This is a genomic window from Streptomyces sp. NPDC033174, from assembly GCF_055577795.1.
The window spans coordinates 144,088-162,416 of the sequence record NZ_JBVIPQ010000006.1; the positions used below are offsets into that span (position 1 = coordinate 144,088).

An 18,329-nucleotide genomic window follows, 5' to 3' on the forward strand; every position below is an offset into this window, starting at 1 on the left:
GTCCATTTTCGTGACGCCGTCCATGGCCCTCTTGCCGCGGGCCCCGGCGCTGCCATACTTACGTCGCCGTAGGTTACGGGAGCGTAGCCACGCCTTCCTTTTCTCCCTTCACCCTCAGGGGACACCATGACCACAGGCCCCGACGTGCTGGAACCCGCCCCGGATCTGCCCCCCGCCACGCTCGGCGGGGACAAGAAGCGTTCGATCGAACAGATCACGCTGCTGCTGTTCATCACGGTGCCCTTTCTCGCTCTGGTCGCGGCGGTGCCGCTGGCCTGGAGCTGGGGCGGCGTGAGCTGGCTGGATCTGGGCCTGCTGGTGGCGATGTACTACATCGGCTGCCACGGCATCACGATCGGTTTCCACCGGTACTTCACCCATGGCTCCTTCAAGGCGAAGCGCCCGCTGCGGATCGCGCTGGCGATCATGGGCTCGCTGGCGGTGGAGGGGCCGCTGGTGCGCTGGGTGGCCGACCACCGCAAGCACCACAAGTTCTCCGACGCGGAGGGCGACCCGCACTCGCCGTGGCGGTTCGGCGAGACCGTACCGGCGCTGATCAAGGGCCTGTGGTGGGCCCACATCGCGTGGATGTTCGACGAGGAGCGCACCCCGCAGGCCAAGTACGCACCGGATCTGATCAAGGACCCGGCGATCCGTCGCATCTCCCGTGACTTCATCTTCTGGACGATCCTGTCGCTCGCGATCCCGCCGCTGGTGGGCGGGCTGGTCACGATGTCCTGGTGGGGGGCGTTCACGGCCTTCTTCTGGGGCTCGCTGGTACGGGTCGCGCTGCTGCACCACGTCACCTGGTCGATCAACTCGATCTGCCACGCGGTCGGCAAGCGCCCCTTCAAGTCCCGGGACCGCTCGGGCAACGTGTGGTGGCTGGCCGTGCTGTCCTGCGGGGAGTCGTGGCACAACCTGCACCACGCCGACCCGACGTCGGCGCGGCACGGGGTGATGCGCGGCCAGCTGGACTCCAGCGCCCGGCTGATCCGCTGGTTCGAGAAGCTGGGCTGGGCCTATGACGTGCGCTGGCCGAACGCGTCCAGGATCGAAGCCCGACGCCAGGACGAGCCCGCGAACGCGGCATGATTGACGACGTGGCGATCGACGGCAGCACGAACAGCACCGACAAGCCCCGGCGTGGCCGCCGGGTGCGGATGACGGGCGCCGAGCGCCGTGAGCAACTGCTGGACATCGGCCGCACGCTCTTCGCCGCGAAGGGCTTCGAGGGCACGTCGGTGGAGGAGATCGCGGCGAAGGCCGGGGTGTCGAAACCGGTGGTGTACGAGCACTTCGGCGGTAAGGAGGGCCTGTACGCGGTCGTGGTCGACCGGGAGATGCGCCAGCTCCTCGACATGGTGACGGGCGCGCTGACGGCGGGCCATCCCCGGGAGCTTCTGGAGCAGGCCGCCTTCGCACTCCTCGACTACATCGAGCGCTACACGGACGGGTTCCGGATCCTGGTCCGCGACTCGCCGGTGGCGCAGTCGACGGGCACCTTCGCGTCGCTGATCAGCGACATCGCGACCCAGGTCGAGGACATTCTGGGCCTGGAGTTCAAGGCCCGGGGTTTCGACCCGAAGCTGGCGCCGCTGTACGCGCAGGCGCTGGTGGGCAGCGTGGCCCTGACGGGCCAGTGGTGGCTGGACGTCCGCAAGCCGAAGAAGGCGGAGGTCGCGGCGCATCTGGTGAACCTGGCGTGGCACGGCCTGGACGGACTGGAGCAGAAGCCGCGGCTGATAGGGCACCGCAAGAGCTGAGCCGGGTCTCCCGGGACGGGCCGCGGCCCGGGGCGCCACGTCGGCGTGGGCGTCCCGGGCCGCGGTTTCGCAATGCGCTCGCCGGTCAGACGGGTTTCCGTGCGATGGCGAAGACCCGCCGGAACGGGAAGATCGTGCCGTGGGGGCCGGGCGGGTAGGCCTCGCGGAGCAGCCGGCGGTATTGGGTGAGGAACGCCTCGATGGCCTCGTCATCGCCCTCCAGGGCCGTGAGGACCGGCCGCAGGGCCGTGCCCTTCACCCAGTCGAGGACCGGGTCCTCGCCGGTCAGCAGTTGGGAATAGGTGGTCTCCCAGACGTCGGTCGCGCAGCCGAGGTCGGTGAGCCGGATCAGGTAGTCGGCCGGGTCCAGGACATGGACGAACCGTCTGCCGTGGTCGCCGACGCGGGGGCGCCAGTACGGGGTGTCGCAGAGTTCGCCGAGCAGGGCGTGGCTGGGCGAGGTGAAGTTGCCGGGGACCTGGAAGGCGAGCGTGCCGCCGGGTGTGAGGCCGTCGAGCCAGGCGGGGAAGGACTCCGGATGGTTGGGCACCCATTGGAGGGCGGCGTTGGAGACGATCAGGTCGTAGGGCTCGTCGGGGGTCCAGTGCGCCGCGTCGGCGGGGCGGAAATCCAGCCATCCGCCGCCCGCGGTGGTTCCCGCGTAGTGCTTCTCGGCCTGTTCGAGCATCTCGGGTGACAAGTCGAAACCGGTGATCCGCGCGTCCGGCCAGCGTTCGGCCAGCAGCGCCGTCACATTGCCGGGTCCGCAGCCGAGGTCGGCGATCCGTGCGGGCCGGCCGCCCGTGGGCAGGTCGGGTATCCGGGTGAGGAGATCGAGAAAGGGCCGGGTGCGATGGCCGGAGTGCCGAAGGTACTGCTGTGGATCCCAGGTTGGTGCGGAATGCATGTTCGAGCCCCCTTGCTGGAACGGAACAACGAAGCGGAACGGGGTTCCGGCCCGGTCATGCCCAATAGTCCAGCGGAATATATCTTGACGTCAAGAGACTTCATGTCGAGGGACCCTCTACACTGATCGACATGGAGGACGAGGTCGACCGTCTGGTCGCTGCATGGCGCCGCGAGCGCCCCGACCTCGACGTGGAACCACTCGAGGTACTCAGCCGTGTCTCACGGCTGGCCCGACATCTCGACCGGGCCCGTCGGCTCGCCTTCTCCGAGCACAATCTGGAGCCCTGGGAGTTCGACGTCCTCACGTCGCTGCGCCGCGCCGGCGCCCCCTACCAGCTCTCCCCCGGCCAGTTGCTCACCCAGACACTGGTCACCTCCGGCACGATGACCAACCGCATCGACCGGCTCGCCAAGAAGGGCCTCGTCGAGCGGCTGCCCGACCCCAGCGACCGCCGCGGCGTGCTGGTCCGCCTCACCCCCGAGGGCCGCGACCGGGCCGATCAGGCGCTCGCCGGGCTGCTCGCCCAGGAGCGGGCGATCCTGGGCGAGCTGTCCCGCGCGCAGCGCGGCGAACTGGCCGGATTGCTACGCCAGTTGACCGCCCCGTTCGACAACATTCCCGGCTAGTTCGGCGGGGCCGACCCCGGCCCGCCGGGCCAGCGCGACCGCCGCCAGGGTCGAGTGCACCCCGAGCTTCCCGAGCACGTTCTGCATATGCGTACGGACGGTATGCGGGGAGAGGAACAGCCGCTCAGCGACCGCCTTGCGGCCCAAACCCGCGACCATGCACCTCAGCACCTCGCGCTCGCGCGGGGTCAGCGACTCGACGAGCCGCTCACTGTCGGTGCGGTGCTTGCGGGCCGCCGTCAGCTCCCGCAGCACGCCGGTGAGCAGGGCGGGCGGCAGATGCGTCTCGTCGCGCAGGACGCCCCGGATCACCGCGAGCAGCCGCTGCAGCGAGCAGTCCTTGGCGACCCAGCCCGACGCCCCGGCCTGGAGAGCGAGGGCGGCCCGGCGAGGATCGTCCTTCTCCGCCAGGACGACCGTACGAACCTGGGGCTGGCCCGAACGGACCCCGGCCACCAGCGAAATGCCGTCGACGGCGGCCTCCGCGCCGTCGGGGACCGCACGGGCCACGGCGGGAGCGGCCACCGCCCCCAGGTCGGCGTCGACCAGCATCACATCGAATCGGCGGCCGTCGGCGGCCGCCCGCTCCAGACAGCGCAGCGCGGCCGGGCCGCTGCCGGCCGCCGCGACGTCCACGTCGGGCTCGGCCGCGAGAGCCGCGGCGAGAGACTCGGCGAAGATGCGGTGATCGTCCACCACCAGAACCCGGATACGGACCACTGACACCCCCAAGTGTCGAGGAACTGACCGGCACGGGTACGGCGCCCGGAGAATGTGGGACCCATCGGTCGCACGGCCGCCGCCGTGCAGTGACAGTTACCCCGCCCCAGGCGTCGTACCCGGCTGTCTCGCCCCCTGATCAGCACCGGCCCCCACCGGCGCTGAGCATCAGAGTACGGGCGGGGGGCTGCGACGGAAGCCGAATCGCAGAACTGACCGCCCGCGGTGTGGGTTGTGTGCCCTCTGGGCCGGAGGTCGGCAAAAGCCCACAGGAGCCACCGTTTTCAAAGGCGGCGCGCGCCCGCCGACGGGGTCGCCGGGAAGATCCGCGGGGCGGTGTGCCCGGCGGCGGCGAAGGCCTTCTCGACGGCCTCGGTGACCGCCGGTGCCCCGTCCGCCTCGGTGAGGACGACCGCGGAGCCGCCGAAACCGCCGCCGGTCATCCGGGCGCCCAGCGCCCCGGCGCCGTTGGCGGCGGCGACCGCCAGGTCCAGCTCGGGGCAGGAGACCCGCAGATCGTCGCGGAGGGAGGCGTGGCCCTCGGTGAGCACGGGACCCACCGCGCGGACCTCGCCGGCCTCCAGCAACGCGATCGTCCGCTCGACCCGCTGGTTGTCCCCGACCACATGCCTGACGTACCGCGCGACCTCCTCCCCCGCCACGACGGACAAGCGGTCGAGGGCCCCCGGCAGTTGCACGGGATCCACGTCGCGCAGCGTGCGCACGCCGAGCGCCCGCGCACCCGCTTCGCATCCGGCGCGCCGCTCGGCGTACGCGCCGTCGCCGAGCGCGTGCTTCACCCGGGTGTCGACGACCAGCAGGGCGAGCCCCTGGGCCTCAAGGTCGAACGGCACCTGTCGCCAGGACAGGTCACGGGTGTCGAGATGGAGGGCGTGGCCCTCGACGCAACAGGCCGAGGCCATCTGGTCCATCACCCCGCAGGGCACCCCCACGAAGGCGTTCTCGGCGCGCTGCGCGAGGACCGCGAGCTCCGGGCGGGAGAGCCCCAGCCCGTACAGCTCGTCCAGGGCGAGGGCGGTGACGACCTCGAGCGCCGCCGACGAGGACAGACCCGCGCCGGTGGGAACGGTCGAGGAGAGGTGGATGTCCGCGCCGGTGACCGGGTGCCCGGCCTCCCGCAGCGCCCAGAGGACGCCCGCCGGGTACGCCGCCCAGCCGGTGTCGCCGCCCGGGGTGAGGGCGCCGGCGGCCAGCTGGACCACGCCCTGGTCCACGTCGGCCGAGTGGACCCGCAGCACGCCGTCCGTGCGCCGTGAGACCGCGGCGACGGCGGTGTGCGGCAGCGCGAGCGGCAGCACGAACCCATCGTTGAAGTCGGTGTACTCGCCGATCAGGTTGACCCGGCCGGGGGCCGCCCAGACGCCCTCGGGCGCGGCCCCGTACAGCGCGGTGAAGTCCTCCGCCACCCCCATCAGCCGCGCTCCCGCTCTCTCGCGAAGGCCCAGGCGTCGGCCACGATGGCGGCGAGGTCCGGGCGGGAGGGGGTCCAGCCGAGCCGTTCGCGCGCGGTGTCGGCGGAGGCGACCAGGACCGCCGGGTCGCCGGCCCGCCGCCCGGCGAGGACCTCCGGGACGGGGTGGCCGGTCACCCGGCGGACGGTCTCGATCACCTCACGGACAGAGAAGCCGTTGCCGTTGCCGAGGTTGCAGATCAGGTGCTCGCCGGGCGCGACCGCGTCCAGGGCGAGCAGATGCGCCTCGGCGAGGTCGGCGACATGGATGTAGTCGCGTACGCAGGTGCCGTCGGGGGTCGGGTAGTCGTCGCCGTACACGGAGATCGCCGCGCGCCGGCCGAGGGCGACTTGGAGGACGAGCGGGATGAGGTGCGACTCGGGGTCGTGACGTTCGCCCTGGCCGCCGTAGGCCCCCGCCACGTTGAAGTACCGCAGGGACGCGGCGGCGAGACCGTGTGCGGCCGCCTCGCCGGAGATCATGTGGTCGACGGCGAGTTTGGTGGCGCCGTACGGGTTGGTGGGCGCCGTGGGGTCGCTCTCGGTGATGGGGACGGAGACCGGCTCCCCGTAGGTCGCGGCGGTGGAGGAGAACACGAGTCGGCGCACGCCGGCGCCCCGCATCGCGGCGAGCAGGGCGGTGGTACCGCCGACGTTGTTCACCCAATACTTCTCCGGGTCCACGACGGACTCGCCGACCTGCGAGAAGGCCGCGAAGTGGAGCACCGCGTCGTACGAGGCGTCCAGCCACTTCGCCGCGTCCTGGACGCGGCCCTCGATGAACTCGGCGCCCGCCGGGACCCCTTCGCGGAAACCGGTGGAGAGGTCGTCGAGGACGGTCACCTCGTGGCCCGCCTCCAGCAGGTGCGCGGCCACCACACTGCCCACGTACCCCGCCCCGCCCGTCACCAGGTACCGGGAAGACACAGCCTTGCTCACTTGGTCGCCACCTCTCGCAGTCTCCGGGCCGCGGCCTCCGGCGGCACGTCGTTGATGAACACGCTCATGCCGGACTCGGAACCCGCGAGGTACTTCAGCTTGCCGGACGTGCGTCGGATGGTGAAAAGCTCCAGGTGGAGCCCGAACTCGTCGCGCTGCCCGTGGTGGAACGGCGCCTGGTGCCAGGCGGCGATGTACGGGGTCGGCGGCTCGTCCGTGCCGAAGATCCGGTCGAAGCGTCTCAAGAGTTCCAGATAGATCTGTGGGAACTCTGTGCGGGCTCCCTCGCCCAGGGCGCGCAGGTCGGGTACCCGGTGCCTGGGGTGCAGGTGGACCTCGTACGGCCAGCGGGCCGCGTACGGCACGAACGCGATCCAGTGCTCGCCCTCCAGCACCACCCGGACGGAGTCGGCGCGTTCGCGCGCGACCACGTCGTCGAAGAGGTTGCGGCCGGTGGCGGCGCGGTGCTCGGCGGCCGAGCGCAGCATCCGGGCGGTGCGGGGCGTGGTGAAGGGATAGCCGTAGATCTGGCCGTGCGGATGGCCGAGGGTGACACCGATCTCGGCGCCGCGGTTCTCGAAGCAGAAGACCTGCTCGACCGGCGGGAGACCGGCGAGTTCGGCGGTGCGGTCGGTCCAGGCCGCGAGGACCAGCGCGGCCCGCTCCTCCCCGAGGTCGGCGAACGAGGCGTCGTGGTCGGAGGTGAAGCAGACGACCTCGCACCGGCCGGAGTCACCGGCGAGGGAGGGGAAGCGGTTCTCGAAGACGACGACGTCGTAGTCGCTGTCCGGGATCTCGCTGTGGCGGCCGCCCCGGGAGGGGCACAGGGGGCACTCGTCGGCCGGCGGGTGGTAGGTGCGGCCCTGGCGGTGCGAGGCGATGGCGACGTGATCACCGAGGAGGTCGTCGAGGCGGATCTCCGAGGTGGTGGCGACGGGTCCGAGGGGCCGCTGGTCGGCGCAGTCGCGGGCGGAGCCGTCGCCGGAGTCGTAGTAGATGAGCTCGCGACCGTCGGCGAGCTTGGTCACGGTCTTCTTCATGGGGCACCTCCGCGCGGCACTCAACAGAACCACACACAAAGAACCACAATCAAACATCGACAGTCAACAGAGCACACCGGGGAACGCCACGGGGAGACCGGAAGGAGGGTCAGGACCTCTGCGCGCGGTCCAGCAGGCCGGTCCGTGCGGCCAGCGCGGCCGCCTCCAGCCGCGACCCCACACCCAGCTTCATGAGCACGCGCTGCACATGCGTACGGGCCGTACTCGGCGCGATGCCCATGCCCGCCGCGATCAGCCGGGTGTCCTCGCCCTCGGCGACCCGGACCAGGACCTCCACCTCGCGCGGAGTGAGCATGGCCAGCAGTCGCTGCCCCTCGTCGTCCGGCTGCGCCGCCGGGTTGAGCAGCTCGGTGAAAGCGCCCTGGAGCAGCTGCGGCGCGACCGCCGTCTCCCCCGCCCGCGCCTTGATCATGGCGCGCTCGACGCCCTCGATCCGCTCGTCATGGCGTACGTAACCGGACGCGCCGGCCGCGAAGGCCGCCGCGATCCCGCGCGGGCTCGGCACCGGACCGAGCACCACCACGGCCACCTGCGGCCGCTCGCGCTTGATCCGGACGATGGGGTCGAACACACCGGACTGGGCGGGGGTCGCCGTGCCGAGCAGGCACACCTCGGGCGCCCTGCTCACCACCAGGTCGGCCACGCCCGCCGTGGGAGCCGCCGCCGCGAGCACCCGGTGCCCGCGCAACTTCAGTGCCGAGGCGAGCGCCTCGGCGAGCAGTCGGTGGTCGTCGACCACCATGAGCCGCACGCCCATCGAGCAACCCCCCAATCCCCCTGGAGTCGGCCCCCCGGCCCCCCAGCCCTGTTGACCCGGCAAGCTACACGCTTGTTCGACGCCGCGCGCCCCTTACGTGCCACAAGCCCCCCAGAATGCCGAATTCTTCGCCAATCAGGGCCAGTTGCAAACACGTGCGGCCCGGCGCATCGATTCATCCCGATGCACCGGGCCGGGTACGTCACCGCTGTCAGCTGGTGCTGTAGGAGAGCACCAGGTATTCCTTGTCGCCCAGGGTCGACTCGCGGGGCTTGCTGATCATCGTCTCCGACATGAACAGCCGGCCGTTGCCGTAGAGGATCTCGGCGTAGTCCACCGAGAAGCTGGTCTCCGCCTTGCGCACGGACGCCTCGGAGGGGTTCTCCAGCAGGGTCGTCTGCTTGAAGGTGCCGCCGTCGATGGAGACGATCTGGCCGCCCTTGTCGTAGGGCGGGGTCTTGTACGCGATGATGTTGCCGCCGTCCATGCGCAGCGGGAACATCGAGTAGCGGTCGCCCGCGTCGGCCTTGTCGGTGGTCGGCTTGCCGGTGGCGAGGTCGAACGACACGATCTCGTTGGTGTCGCCGTATTCGCCGGAGCCCTCGTGGTCCTCGGTGGGCAGGTAGATCCGCCCGTTGCCGACGACGACCTTGGAGCACGTCTCGACCTCGGTCGAACGGCAGCGCGCCGCGTAGCGGTCGCCGGGGGCCGAGATCTTCGCCTTCAGCTTGCCGGTCTTCTCGTCGATGGAGAAGAAGTCCGAGATGCCGCTGCCGTCGCCGGCGGTGTCACCGACGTCGGCGGCCACCACCAGGGGCTTGGTGGAGACGATGGCCGCGTACTTCACGCCCGTGGGCATCTTGTACTGGGACACCGGTGCGCCGGTCATCGGGTTGAGGCTCTGGATGGTGACGTACTGGCTGTCGTACGGACCGCACTTGCGCGCCGCGACGAGAGCCTCGCCGCCGCCATAGCCCATGTCGTAGCAGTTCTCGGCGTTCGCCTGGGGCTTCCAGCGCGGGGCGCCGGTGGCCAGGTCGAACGCGGCGCCGCCGTCCGTGCCGCCGGCCGCGACCGTGGTGCCGCTCAGCGTGACCTCGCTGAAGCGCACCTTGTCGTCGCCGGACTGCGGGCTGGTCAGGGACTTGCTCCAGAGCAGCTTGCCGGTGAGCAGGTCGATGACGCCGACCTCGGTGCACGGCTGGTAGTTCTTCGGCGGGACCCGCTTGGTGGCCTCGAAGACGATCGCGGTCTTGTTGTCCTTGGAGACGTGCCGCGAGGTGGCGCACACCTGGCCGGGCAGCGCGAGCGTCCACAGGGGCGTGCCCTTGGCCAGGTCGTGGCCGACGATCGAGTTGACGTTCGTCTTCACGTACGCCTTCTCGGTGATCCAGGAGCCCCCGACATCGGTGATGTCGGTGACCTTCGGCTGGGGCAGCTGGAAGGCGACCTTGGCCTGGGTGTCGGAGGGCACCTTCTCCTTGCCGTTGCCGCCGAGGCCGTTACCGCCCTTGGCGCCGCCGTCGGTGGAGCCGGAGGTGCCGTTGGCGTCGTTCTTCTTGCCCTCGTCACCGCCGGAGGCCGCGTACCAGATGCCGCCGCCGGCGATCAGGACGACGGCGACGACCGCCGCGATGATGATCTGCATCTGCGTGGACAGCTTCTTGCCGCCGGCGGGAGCGCCCGGGTAGGGGTACTGCGTCGTTGCCGGCTGCTGGTACTGGCCCTGCTGCGGCGGATAGCCGTACTGCGGCTGCTGGGGCGGGTAGCCGTACTGGGGCGGCTGGCCCGGGGCCTGGCCGGAAGGCTGGCCGGGCGGCGGGGTCTGCGGATAGCCGTAGGGCTGCTGGCCGGGCGGCGGCGTCTGGGGGTAGCCGTACGGCGCCTGGTCCGCGGGCGGCGGGGTGGGGGCGCCGAAACCGCCGGGCGGCGGGTCCTGGGGCGTGCCGAAGCCGCCCTGCGGGGGCGGACCCGGAGGCTGGTTCGGCGGCGGACCGGGCGGCTGGTTCGGCGGTGGGGGCGGCTGCGTCATGGCGTGCGTACCTCTGAAGTCTCTGAAGTCTCGGATGAGGAAGGAAGAAGAGAGGAGGGCGGGTGGGAGAGAGCCCGGGACGCGGTCACTTGCCGAAGGCCATCATCGTCTCCCTCTTCAACTCCGCGGCGTCGTCGTCGGCGACGAGCCTGCCGTTCACGATGATGTAGCGCCCCTTGGCGTACACCGCCCTCGGCGCGTCAAGGGCGCTCTCGGTCTTGGCGGTGGTGGCCGGGAGCTGGAGCAGCGGCTTCGGCGGCCCGCTGTTGACGACCATCAGCGCCCCGCCCTTGTCCTTCGTCGGCTCCAGCCGTACCAGCAGGCCGTCTTCGGACATCCGCAGCGGGACCATGATCCGCCCGGCCGGCGCGGCGATGTGCCGCCTTATCTTGCCGCTGTCGAGGTTGAAGGCGACGATCTCGTTGCCGGCGCCCGCCTTGGCGGGCACCGAGGCGAGGTAGAGGCTGGTGCTCCGTGCCACGACCTGGCAGGTCTGGAGGTTGGTCGCATCGCCGACCAGGGTCGAACAGCCGGGCTCGTAGGTGCCCTTGAGGCTGAGCGTGGAGCGCTTGGCACCCTTCTCGTCGAGGACGAGGACGCTGACCTTGTCGGCCGAACGGTCGCGGAGCGCGACGGCCAGGGGTGCCACCGAGAAGACCGCCTTGACCTGATGGAAGGCGGGCAGCCGGTAGGTCCAGCGCGGTTTGCCGGTGACCGGGTCCAGCTCCTGGAGCTGTTCCTGGTACCTGTTGGCCGCACCGCTGGGGCAGTTCAGCACGGCGATCAGCTTGGCCCCGCCCGCGTACCGGTACGGCGAGCAGTTGCCCGGGGGCAGGCCGAAGAGCTTCTTGCCGTCGCTGAGCCGGTAGGCGGCGGCGAACTCCGCGCGGCCGGCGACGACCGTGTCGCCGGTGATCGCCATGGACAGGCCGCTGTCGACGCCGTCCAACCCGTCCGGGCCCGCCTTCTGCTGCCAGCCCGCCTTGCCGCTCTTCAGGTCGATCATCCGCAGCAGGAGGCAGTCGCCGGTGGCGCCGCCGCCCTCCCGCATCGCGACGAGGATCTGGCTCTTGTCCGACTTCTGCTGTGTGGCCTGGCAGATGTCGGCGTCGAGCGGAAGGGTCCACTTGACCCGGCCGTCCGCGGCGGAGACCGCCGTGATCGTCCGGTACGTCGCCGTGACGACCGTGTTGCCCACGACCCACGGGCCGAACACGTCCACGCCGGTGCGCGGCACGTCCACACCGCCCCGCTGCAGCCACAGCATCTTCGCGTCACCGGTCACCCGGCCGGCGTTGACCCTGTCGGCCTCCGCCGTGTCCAGCGTCGGGGCACCCCCGGCCTTGGGCCTGGACGCCGTGTTCCCGCTCGACGCCCCCTTGTCGTCCTTGCCGTCGGTGTCCCCCAGGACGTACCAGGAGCCCCCTCCGGCGACGAGGACCGCCGCGACGACGGCGGCGATCAGGATCAGCGGCCGGCGACGGCGACGAGGAGCGGTCTGTGGCGCCAGGACCTGGGCGGCTGCCGGTGCGGGTGCCGCCTCGGGTACGAGTGACGGCCCGGGTACGGGCGCCTGACCCTGCAGCGGCATCGGCACCGGCGTCGGGACGGGAGTGGCGTCGTCGGCCCGCTCCGCGTTCGCCGGGGCCGCCAGGGAGTACTCCGGCGGTGGCGGAGGCAGCGCGGAGTTCCCGCCCCCGTACGGATTGAAGCTGCCGTACGGCCCGTAAGCGGGGGGCGGGGAATCCTGCGGTGACGGCTGTGGTGGCTGATTCATCGGAGTCGAAGGACCGTCACTTACCGAAGGCCATCATTGTCTTGGTCTCCTTCTCCTCGGCGTCATTGCGCCCGCTGACCCGAGTGGCGAGGAGGAAGAGGCGGCCGCCGGCGTACTCGGCCCTGGCTCCGCCGGGGAAACCGTTCTCGATCTCCACGGTCGACTCCGGGTGCTTCAGCACGACCTTCGGCGCACCGCCGGTCGGCGCGATCGTGCCGACCGCGCCCGCCTTGTCCCACGAGGGCGCCATGTAGACGACGACATTGCCGTTCTCCATGCCCAGCGGCGACATGGTGCGCTCGGTGCCGGCGGGGGAACGCCACTTCGGCTTGCCGGTGTTCAGGTCGAAGGCGACGACGGCGTTCGTGCCCCGGGTGAGCTGGGTCGGCTCGGTGGACATGTAGAACGTGTTCGCGTCGGCGGCGACACCGGAGCAGCCCTGGATGTCCTGGCCCAGGATGATGAAGTCGTGGCGGCAGTCGGCGCGGAACTTGTCGTTGCCGCCCTGCATCTGCGAGCGCAGCTTGCCGCTGTCCGTGAGCGCGATGATGCCCCACTTGGTGCGCTTGTTGGAGTCGTCGAGCTGCTGGATGGAGACCACCAGCGGGCTGGAGGAGTAGACCTTGTCGACCTCCCACTGGGGCTTCAGCGTGAACTTCCACTTCGGCTTGCCGGTGACCGGGTCGACCCCGTGGATCTCCTGCTGGACCTTGTTCACGTCGGAGGTACGGCACTTCGCGGCGGCGATCAGCTGCGCGCCGCCCGCGTAGGCGTAGGGCTCACAGCCGGAGGTGGGCAGACCCCAGCGCTGCTTGCCGGTGTTCAGGTCGAAGCCGTAGGAGTTGTTCATGCCCGCGGCGCCGACGGTGGTCCCGCTCAGGGCGAGGGTGTAGTCGGTGAGGCCGACGAATCCGCCGCGCTTGGGGATGGGCGTCTTCCAGCCCGCCTTCCCGGCCTTGGCGTCGATCATCTGGATGTCGCGGCAGTTCGCCTTCTCACCCGGGCCGTCGTTGACCCCGATGATGATCTTTCCGTCGGCCGAGGCGTTCGGGGCGGCCAGGCAGATCTCGGTGGTGAGCGGCACGCTCCACTTCTTCTTGCCGTCGGTCACCGAGTATCCGGCGACCTCCTTGTACATGCCCTTGACGATCGTGTCGCCGACGACCCAGGGCCCGTACACCTCGGCGCCGTTGCGGGGCAGGTCGACGTCGTTCTTCGTCAGGAAGAGCACCTTCGCCTCGCCGGGCTTGCGCCCGCCGTTGAGGTCGTCGCCGGCGTCGCGGCCGCCTCCGGTGCCGTCGCCCGTGTCGACGGAGTCCGAACCGGTCGGCTGGGGCGCGGCCGTGCTCTCCTTGGCGACTGGCTTGTTGCCCTCGTCGTCACCGCTCAGCGCGAACCACGTACCGCCGCCGATGACCAGGAGTCCGGCCACGGCCGCGCCGATGATGACACCGGGCTTGCCCTTGAAGGGGTTTCCACCATCGCCACCGCCGGGAGGCGTGGGGGCGCCGGGGTACTGCGGCTGGGTCGGGTAACCGCCATAGGGGCCGGGCTGCTGGCCGTACGGACCGGGCTGGGCCGGCTGGCCGGGCTGCTGCGGGTAGCCGTAACCGGGCTGCGGCTGCTGGGGATAGCCGTAGCCGGGCTGCGGCTGCTGCGGCTGACCGTACGGGCCGGGCGGCGGAGTCTGAGGCGCCTGAGGGGCCTGCGGTGCCTGAGGCGGCACCGGTGGCATCTGCGGCGCCTGAGGCGGGGCCGGCGGCATCTGCGGCGGTTGGGCGGGCGGCTGAGGAACACCCTGCGCCTTGTCTCCCCAGGCCGGGGAGCCCGCGGGCGGATCCTGCGGAGCTCCGAAACCGGGCGGCTGGTTGCTGGGTGGCTGAGTCATCAGCGCTTCCCCCTTCGTGCGGTCCGTTGACCGACCGGCCTCCCCCGCGATTCCGGCGCGCACGTACCGCCGGAAAGGAGCGAATCGGACATGGATTCCGCAGTGTTACGTGAGTCGAGCGGGCCTTCTTTCTATCACTCGGGCCATGGCGCAAAAGTGGCCGGTCCACCCCTGTTCCCAAGGGAGGACCGGCCCGTGATGCCTTTGTTATTGCCTCTGCACGCCTTCCCCACGGCAATGCGGGACGGCCGTCAGGCGTCCTCGGCCAGCTCCAGCCAGCGCATCTCCAACTCGTCCCGCTCGCCCGCGAGTTCCCGCAGCTCCGCGTCGAGCTTCGCGACCTTCTCGAAGTCGGTGGCGTTTTCGGCGATTTGGGCGTGCAGCTTGGCCTCCTTCTGGGAGACCTTGTCGAGCTGCCGCTCGATCTTCTGCAATTCCTTCTTCGCGGCGCGGGCGTCCGCAGCGGACACCGACCTGCCGGAGTCGGACGCGGCGGGCGCGGGCGCGGAGGCCGGGACGGCGGACTCGATCATCCGCCGACGGCGCTCCAGGTACTCGTCGATGCCGCGCGGCAGCATCCGCAGCGTCGCGTCGCCGAGCAGAGCGAACGTCTTGTCCGTGGTCCGCTCGATGAAGAACCGGTCGTGGGAGATCACCACCATCGAGCCCGGCCAGCCGTCGAGGAGGTCCTCCAGCTGGGTCAGGGTCTCGATGTCGAGGTCGTTGGTGGGCTCGTCGAGGAAGAGGACGTTCGGCTCGTCCATCAGCAGCCGCAGCAGCTGGAGCCGTCGCCGCTCGCCACCGGAGAGGTCACCGACGGGCGTCCACTGCTTCTCCTTGGCGAAGCCGAACTGCTCGCACAGCTGACCCGCGGTCATCTCGCGGCCCTTGCCGAGGTCGACCCGGTCGCGGATCTGCTGCACGGCCTCGAGGACTCGCAGCTGCGGGGGCAGCTCGGTGACGTCCTGGGACAGGTAGGCGAGCCGGACGGTCTTGCCGACGACGACCTTCCCGGCCGTCGGCTGCGCCTCGCCCCGGGTGGTGGCGGCGTCGGCGAGGGCGCGCAGCAGGGAGGTCTTGCCGGCGCCGTTGACGCCGACGAGGCCGATGCGGTCGCCCGGGCCGAGCTGCCAGGTCAGGTGCTTGAGCAGCACCTTGGGCCCGGCCTGGATCGTCACGTCCTCCATGTCGAAGACGGTCTTGCCGAGCCGGGCGTTGGCGAACTTCATCAGCTCGCTGGTGTCGCGCGGCGGCGGCACATCGGCGATCAGTTCGTTGGCCGCCTCGATGCGGTAGCGGGGCTTGGAGGTACGGGCGGGGGCGCCGCGCCGCAGCCAGGCCAGCTCCTTGCGCATCAGGTTCTGCCGCTTGGTCTCCTCGGTGGCGGCGATGCGCTCACGCTCGGCGCGGGCGAAGACGTAGTCGCTGTAGCCGCCCTCGTACTCGTGCACGGCGCCGCGCTGCACGTCCCACATGCGGGTGCAGACCTGGTCGAGGAACCACCGGTCGTGGGTGACGCAGACCAGCGCCGAGCGCCGCTCCTGGAGGTGCTTGGCCAGCCAGGCGATGCCCTCCACGTCGAGGTGGTTGGTGGGCTCGTCGAGGACGATCAGGTCGGGGTCGTCGATGAGCAGCTTCGCCAGCGCGATCCGCCGCCGCTCGCCACCGGACAGCGGGCCGATGACGGTGTCGAGGCCCTGTGGGAAGCCGGGCAGGTCGAGGCCGCCGAAGAGCCCGGTGAGCACGTCCCGGATCTTGGCGCTGCCCGCCCACTCGTGGTCGGCCATGACGCCGATGACCTCGTGGCGGATGGTGGCGGTGGGATCGAGCGAGTCGTGCTGGGTGAGGACCCCGAGCCGCAGGCCGCCGCTGTGGGTGACCCGGCCGGTATCGGCCTCCTCCAGTTTGGCGAGCATCCGGATGAGGGTGGTCTTGCCGTCCCCGTTGCGGCCGACGACGCCGATCCGGTCCCCTTCGGAGACGCCGAGGGAAACACCGTCGAGCAGGGCACGGGTGCCGTACACCTTGCTGACTGCCTCGACATTGACCAGGTTGACGGCCATTTCACTCCTGTACCGGGGGATGGATCGACATCCAAGGGTAGACGCCGAACGCCGTGCGATAGCGTGCGGTGATCGTTCGAGGGCGGGGAGCACGGGGTGGCCGAGTCGGTGTGGGCGCGGTTCCGGCGGCATCGGTGGTTGCCTCAGGCCACCGGAGTGCTGGTCCTGGCGGCGCTGGTGGCGGGGCTCGTCGTCGTGCGCCTCGAGCTGCGTGACGACCACAACGACGAGGTGCTGGCGAGAGCGTGCGGCGGGGTGCTGCCGCCCGACGCGGTGCGTTCCGTGCTGGCGGAGGACTCGTGGTGGAAGCTGCGCACCGGCCCCGGCCCGCGGGGCCTGGTGGCCTGCACCGTCACCGGCGACGACGAGCGGGACCCGTCGCTGGAGGTGACGGCGGTGCCGGTGCTCGACGCACCGCTGACCGGCGTGGACGTGGGCGAGATCACGGGCAGCTCGCCGTACGAGAACCCGCCCGAGTGGGCCCTCGGGCATGAGCGGGCCACCACCCAGGTGACCGTCCCCTGCCCGAAGGGACTGCCCGGGTACGCCCGGCCGGTGACGAGCTTCCGTGTCCACGCGTCGCTGCACGTCTCCATGGACGACACCGTGGACGAGGCACCACTGCGGGAAGCCGTCGCGGCCCTCGCCGACGACGTCCGGGAACGGAACGGCTGCGGTGGAGCGGCGGTGAGGTGGGCCGACGTGCGGCAGCTGCCACCCGCCGGTGACAAGGACCGGGACGAGGACGAGGACGGGATGCCGGCCACCTGCCGCTGGTTCAAGGCCGCGTATCTGGGCTCCGGCGACTGGAAGCCGCAGGAGAAGGGCGCCAGGGGCGGCACACCGCCGTGGGCCCGCGGCTGCTCGCTGAGCCTGGAGGGGGCCCAGGCGCCGGCGGGCGGGGAAAAGCTGCTGGCGGTGTCGTCCGCGAGCTGGTGGGGCGTGGCGGTGGGTGAGGTGCGCACCGAGTACGGCGCGGAGCTCGCGGCCGCGGGCAGGAGCCGGCCGCCGAAGGCCCGGCGTGTCTACGAGCTAGCCGCCTGGGCGCAGGCCACCTGCCGGCAGGGCACGACCCTGCACCGGGTGAGCGTGTCGGGCGAGGGCCGCGACACCTTGCCGTCCCGTGTCGACACCCTCCTGGACCGCTATCTGGACGCGTCCCCCGACTGCCACGACATCAAGATCCTCGGGAAGGTGTGGAAGTGAGCGGCGACCGGGACCAGGACCGGTACTGGCGTCGGCGGCGGGTGCGTCTGACGGCCGGCTGGACGGCGGCGGTCGTCGCCGTGGCGGGCGCGTTCTTCTGGCTGTCGGGCGGCTATGACGCCTGGCGCAACGACCGGGCGCTGGAGTCGGTCTGCGACGGCGACCTGGCGGCCGGACAGGTGCGGGCACTGTTCGACGACGCCGAACTGACCTCCTCGGGCGAGCACCACCAGGGCGACTGGTACTGCCGCGTACGCGCGGCCGACTCCGACGAGGACGGCAACCTCCGGCTCAATCTGGTCATCCGGTCCGCAGACGCGACCCGGGTGTTCGTCGACCCCGGCTACCGCGCCGCGCCCCTGGGCAACGGCTGGACCGGTTCGTTCGACTTCGACCCGGACCAGGGCGGCGACGACCGGAACAAGGCCACCGCGTCGCTGCTGCTCGACTGTGGCGCCAAGCCCGGGGACGGCTTGCTGGCGACGGTCGAGGCACAGATCGGCGCGGGCGACTTCGACCTGCCGCGGACCCGGGACCGGCTGGCCTCCGTGCTGACGGAGACGACGACGTCGTACGCGCGCCGCACGGGCTGCGAGGCCCGGCCGGGCAAGCCGGTGAAGGACGTCGGCGTCTCGGTGAGCACCTGGGACTACAAGCCGCTGGCCCAGGTCTCGGGGACCTGCGCGGGAGTCCTGGACGCCGCGGCCGCCGGGCGCTGGGGCGTCCGTACGGCGGTGGAGACCGTGGCCGTCCCGTCGCCGGTGGAGAGCTGTGCGCTCAGGGGGCTGCAAGGGGCGTCGCTGTACGACTTCAGCGCGTACTACGGTCCGTTCGCCGGACAGAAGCGGTTCGACCTGAAGTACGCGCCGCCCGAGAAGGGCGTGGCACCGGACGGCCACTATCTGCTGAAGGCCCGGTGCCCTGGCGCCGGCAACACGGCGGTGTACGAGGTCCGCACGCGCGGCGAGCGGTTCCAGAGTTCGTCGCTGGTCCTCGACCACCCGGGTCTGCGTGCGGCGCTCCAGCGCTTCGCGGACCGGTCGGCGAAGCGGCACGGCTGCCAGGCCCCCACCTCGCCCTGGGGCTGAGCCCCCGGTCCCGGGCGGCCGGGTC

Annotated in this window: 15 protein-coding genes; 5 read left to right on the forward strand and 10 right to left on the reverse strand. The window is 71.2% G+C overall.

All coding sequences use genetic code 11. The features are described 5' to 3' along the window. Nucleotides 1-126 precede the first annotated feature (126 nt). Complete coding sequence (locus ACZ5VC_RS20410; RefSeq protein WP_469121429.1) at nt 127-1,095, forward strand: acyl-CoA desaturase; 969 nt, start codon at nt 127-129, stop codon at nt 1,093-1,095. Further along, complete coding sequence (locus ACZ5VC_RS20415; RefSeq protein ID WP_469121430.1) at nt 1,092-1,766, forward strand: TetR/AcrR family transcriptional regulator; 675 nt, start codon at nt 1,092-1,094, stop codon at nt 1,764-1,766. Before ACZ5VC_RS20410 ends, ACZ5VC_RS20415 begins: the two co-directional genes overlap by 4 nt. An 85-nt stretch (nt 1,767-1,851) precedes the next feature. Here the strand turns inward: ACZ5VC_RS20415 and ACZ5VC_RS20420 are convergent, their stop codons facing one another. Continuing rightward, nucleotides 1,852-2,673 carry a trans-aconitate 2-methyltransferase gene (locus ACZ5VC_RS20420; protein WP_469121431.1) on the reverse strand — a complete coding sequence of 274 codons (822 nt, stop codon included), beginning with the start codon at nt 2,671-2,673 and terminating at the stop codon, nt 1,852-1,854. A gap of 131 nt (nt 2,674-2,804) precedes the next feature. On the opposite strand from ACZ5VC_RS20420, the gene tamR reads away from it, so the two are divergent. After that, a complete protein-coding gene (tamR, locus tag ACZ5VC_RS20425; protein ID WP_468710357.1) occupies nt 2,805-3,302 on the forward strand; it encodes a MarR family transcriptional regulator TamR in 498 nt (165 codons plus the stop codon). Here the strand turns inward: tamR and ACZ5VC_RS20430 are convergent. The 9 genes from ACZ5VC_RS20430 to ACZ5VC_RS20470 form a co-directional block, all read right to left on the reverse strand. After that, entirely contained in the window at nt 3,261-4,022 is a 762-nt protein-coding gene (locus ACZ5VC_RS20430; RefSeq protein WP_469121726.1) for a LuxR C-terminal-related transcriptional regulator, read from the reverse strand. The genes tamR and ACZ5VC_RS20430 overlap by 42 nt on opposite strands. 284 nt (nt 4,023-4,306) lie before the next feature. Continuing rightward, the gene (gene galK, locus ACZ5VC_RS20435) at nt 4,307-5,455 is read right to left on the reverse strand and encodes a galactokinase (protein ID WP_469121432.1); all 1,149 of its coding nucleotides are present in this window, start codon (nt 5,453-5,455) and stop codon (nt 4,307-4,309) included. Continuing rightward, on the reverse strand, nt 5,455-6,420 hold the full coding sequence (galE, locus tag ACZ5VC_RS20440) for a UDP-glucose 4-epimerase GalE (RefSeq protein ID WP_469121727.1): 966 nt from the start codon (nt 6,418-6,420) through the stop codon (nt 5,455-5,457). The genes galK and galE overlap by 1 nt, the downstream gene beginning before the upstream one ends. An 8-nt stretch (nt 6,421-6,428) precedes the next feature. Further along, nucleotides 6,429-7,472, reverse strand: a complete 1,044-nt coding sequence (gene galT, locus ACZ5VC_RS20445; protein WP_469121433.1) for a galactose-1-phosphate uridylyltransferase — start codon at nt 7,470-7,472, stop codon at nt 6,429-6,431. 109 nt (nt 7,473-7,581) lie between these two features. After that, complete coding sequence (locus ACZ5VC_RS20450) at nt 7,582-8,250, reverse strand: helix-turn-helix transcriptional regulator (RefSeq protein WP_469121434.1); 669 nt, start codon at nt 8,248-8,250, stop codon at nt 7,582-7,584. Nucleotides 8,251-8,461: 211 nt separating this feature from the next. Beyond that, nucleotides 8,462-10,282 carry an outer membrane protein assembly factor BamB family protein gene (locus tag ACZ5VC_RS20455; protein WP_469121435.1) on the reverse strand — a complete coding sequence of 607 codons (1,821 nt, stop codon included), beginning with the start codon at nt 10,280-10,282 and terminating at the stop codon, nt 8,462-8,464. 85 nt (nt 10,283-10,367) lie between these two features. Then, nucleotides 10,368-12,059: an outer membrane protein assembly factor BamB family protein gene (locus ACZ5VC_RS20460; RefSeq protein ID WP_469121436.1), complete on the reverse strand. Its 1,692-nt coding sequence runs from the start codon at nt 12,057-12,059 to the stop codon at nt 10,368-10,370. Nucleotides 12,060-12,075: 16 nt separating this feature from the next. Then, a complete protein-coding gene (locus ACZ5VC_RS20465; protein WP_469121437.1) occupies nt 12,076-13,947 on the reverse strand; it encodes an outer membrane protein assembly factor BamB family protein in 1,872 nt (623 codons plus the stop codon). A 251-nt stretch (nt 13,948-14,198) separates the two neighbouring features. Beyond that, complete coding sequence (locus tag ACZ5VC_RS20470; RefSeq protein WP_469121438.1) at nt 14,199-16,010, reverse strand: ABC-F family ATP-binding cassette domain-containing protein; 1,812 nt, start codon at nt 16,008-16,010, stop codon at nt 14,199-14,201. A gap of 96 nt (nt 16,011-16,106) precedes the next feature. Here ACZ5VC_RS20470 and ACZ5VC_RS20475 point away from each other — a divergent pair, with 96 nt between their 5' ends. Then, nucleotides 16,107-17,216: a hypothetical protein gene (locus tag ACZ5VC_RS20475; RefSeq protein WP_469121439.1), complete on the forward strand. Its 1,110-nt coding sequence runs from the start codon at nt 16,107-16,109 to the stop codon at nt 17,214-17,216. Continuing rightward, nucleotides 17,213-18,304 (forward strand): hypothetical protein, encoded by a 1,092-nt coding sequence (locus ACZ5VC_RS20480; protein WP_469121440.1) that lies wholly within the window; start codon nt 17,213-17,215, stop codon nt 18,302-18,304. The genes ACZ5VC_RS20475 and ACZ5VC_RS20480 overlap by 4 nt, the downstream gene beginning before the upstream one ends. The last annotated feature ends 25 nt before the right edge of the window (nt 18,305-18,329 follow it).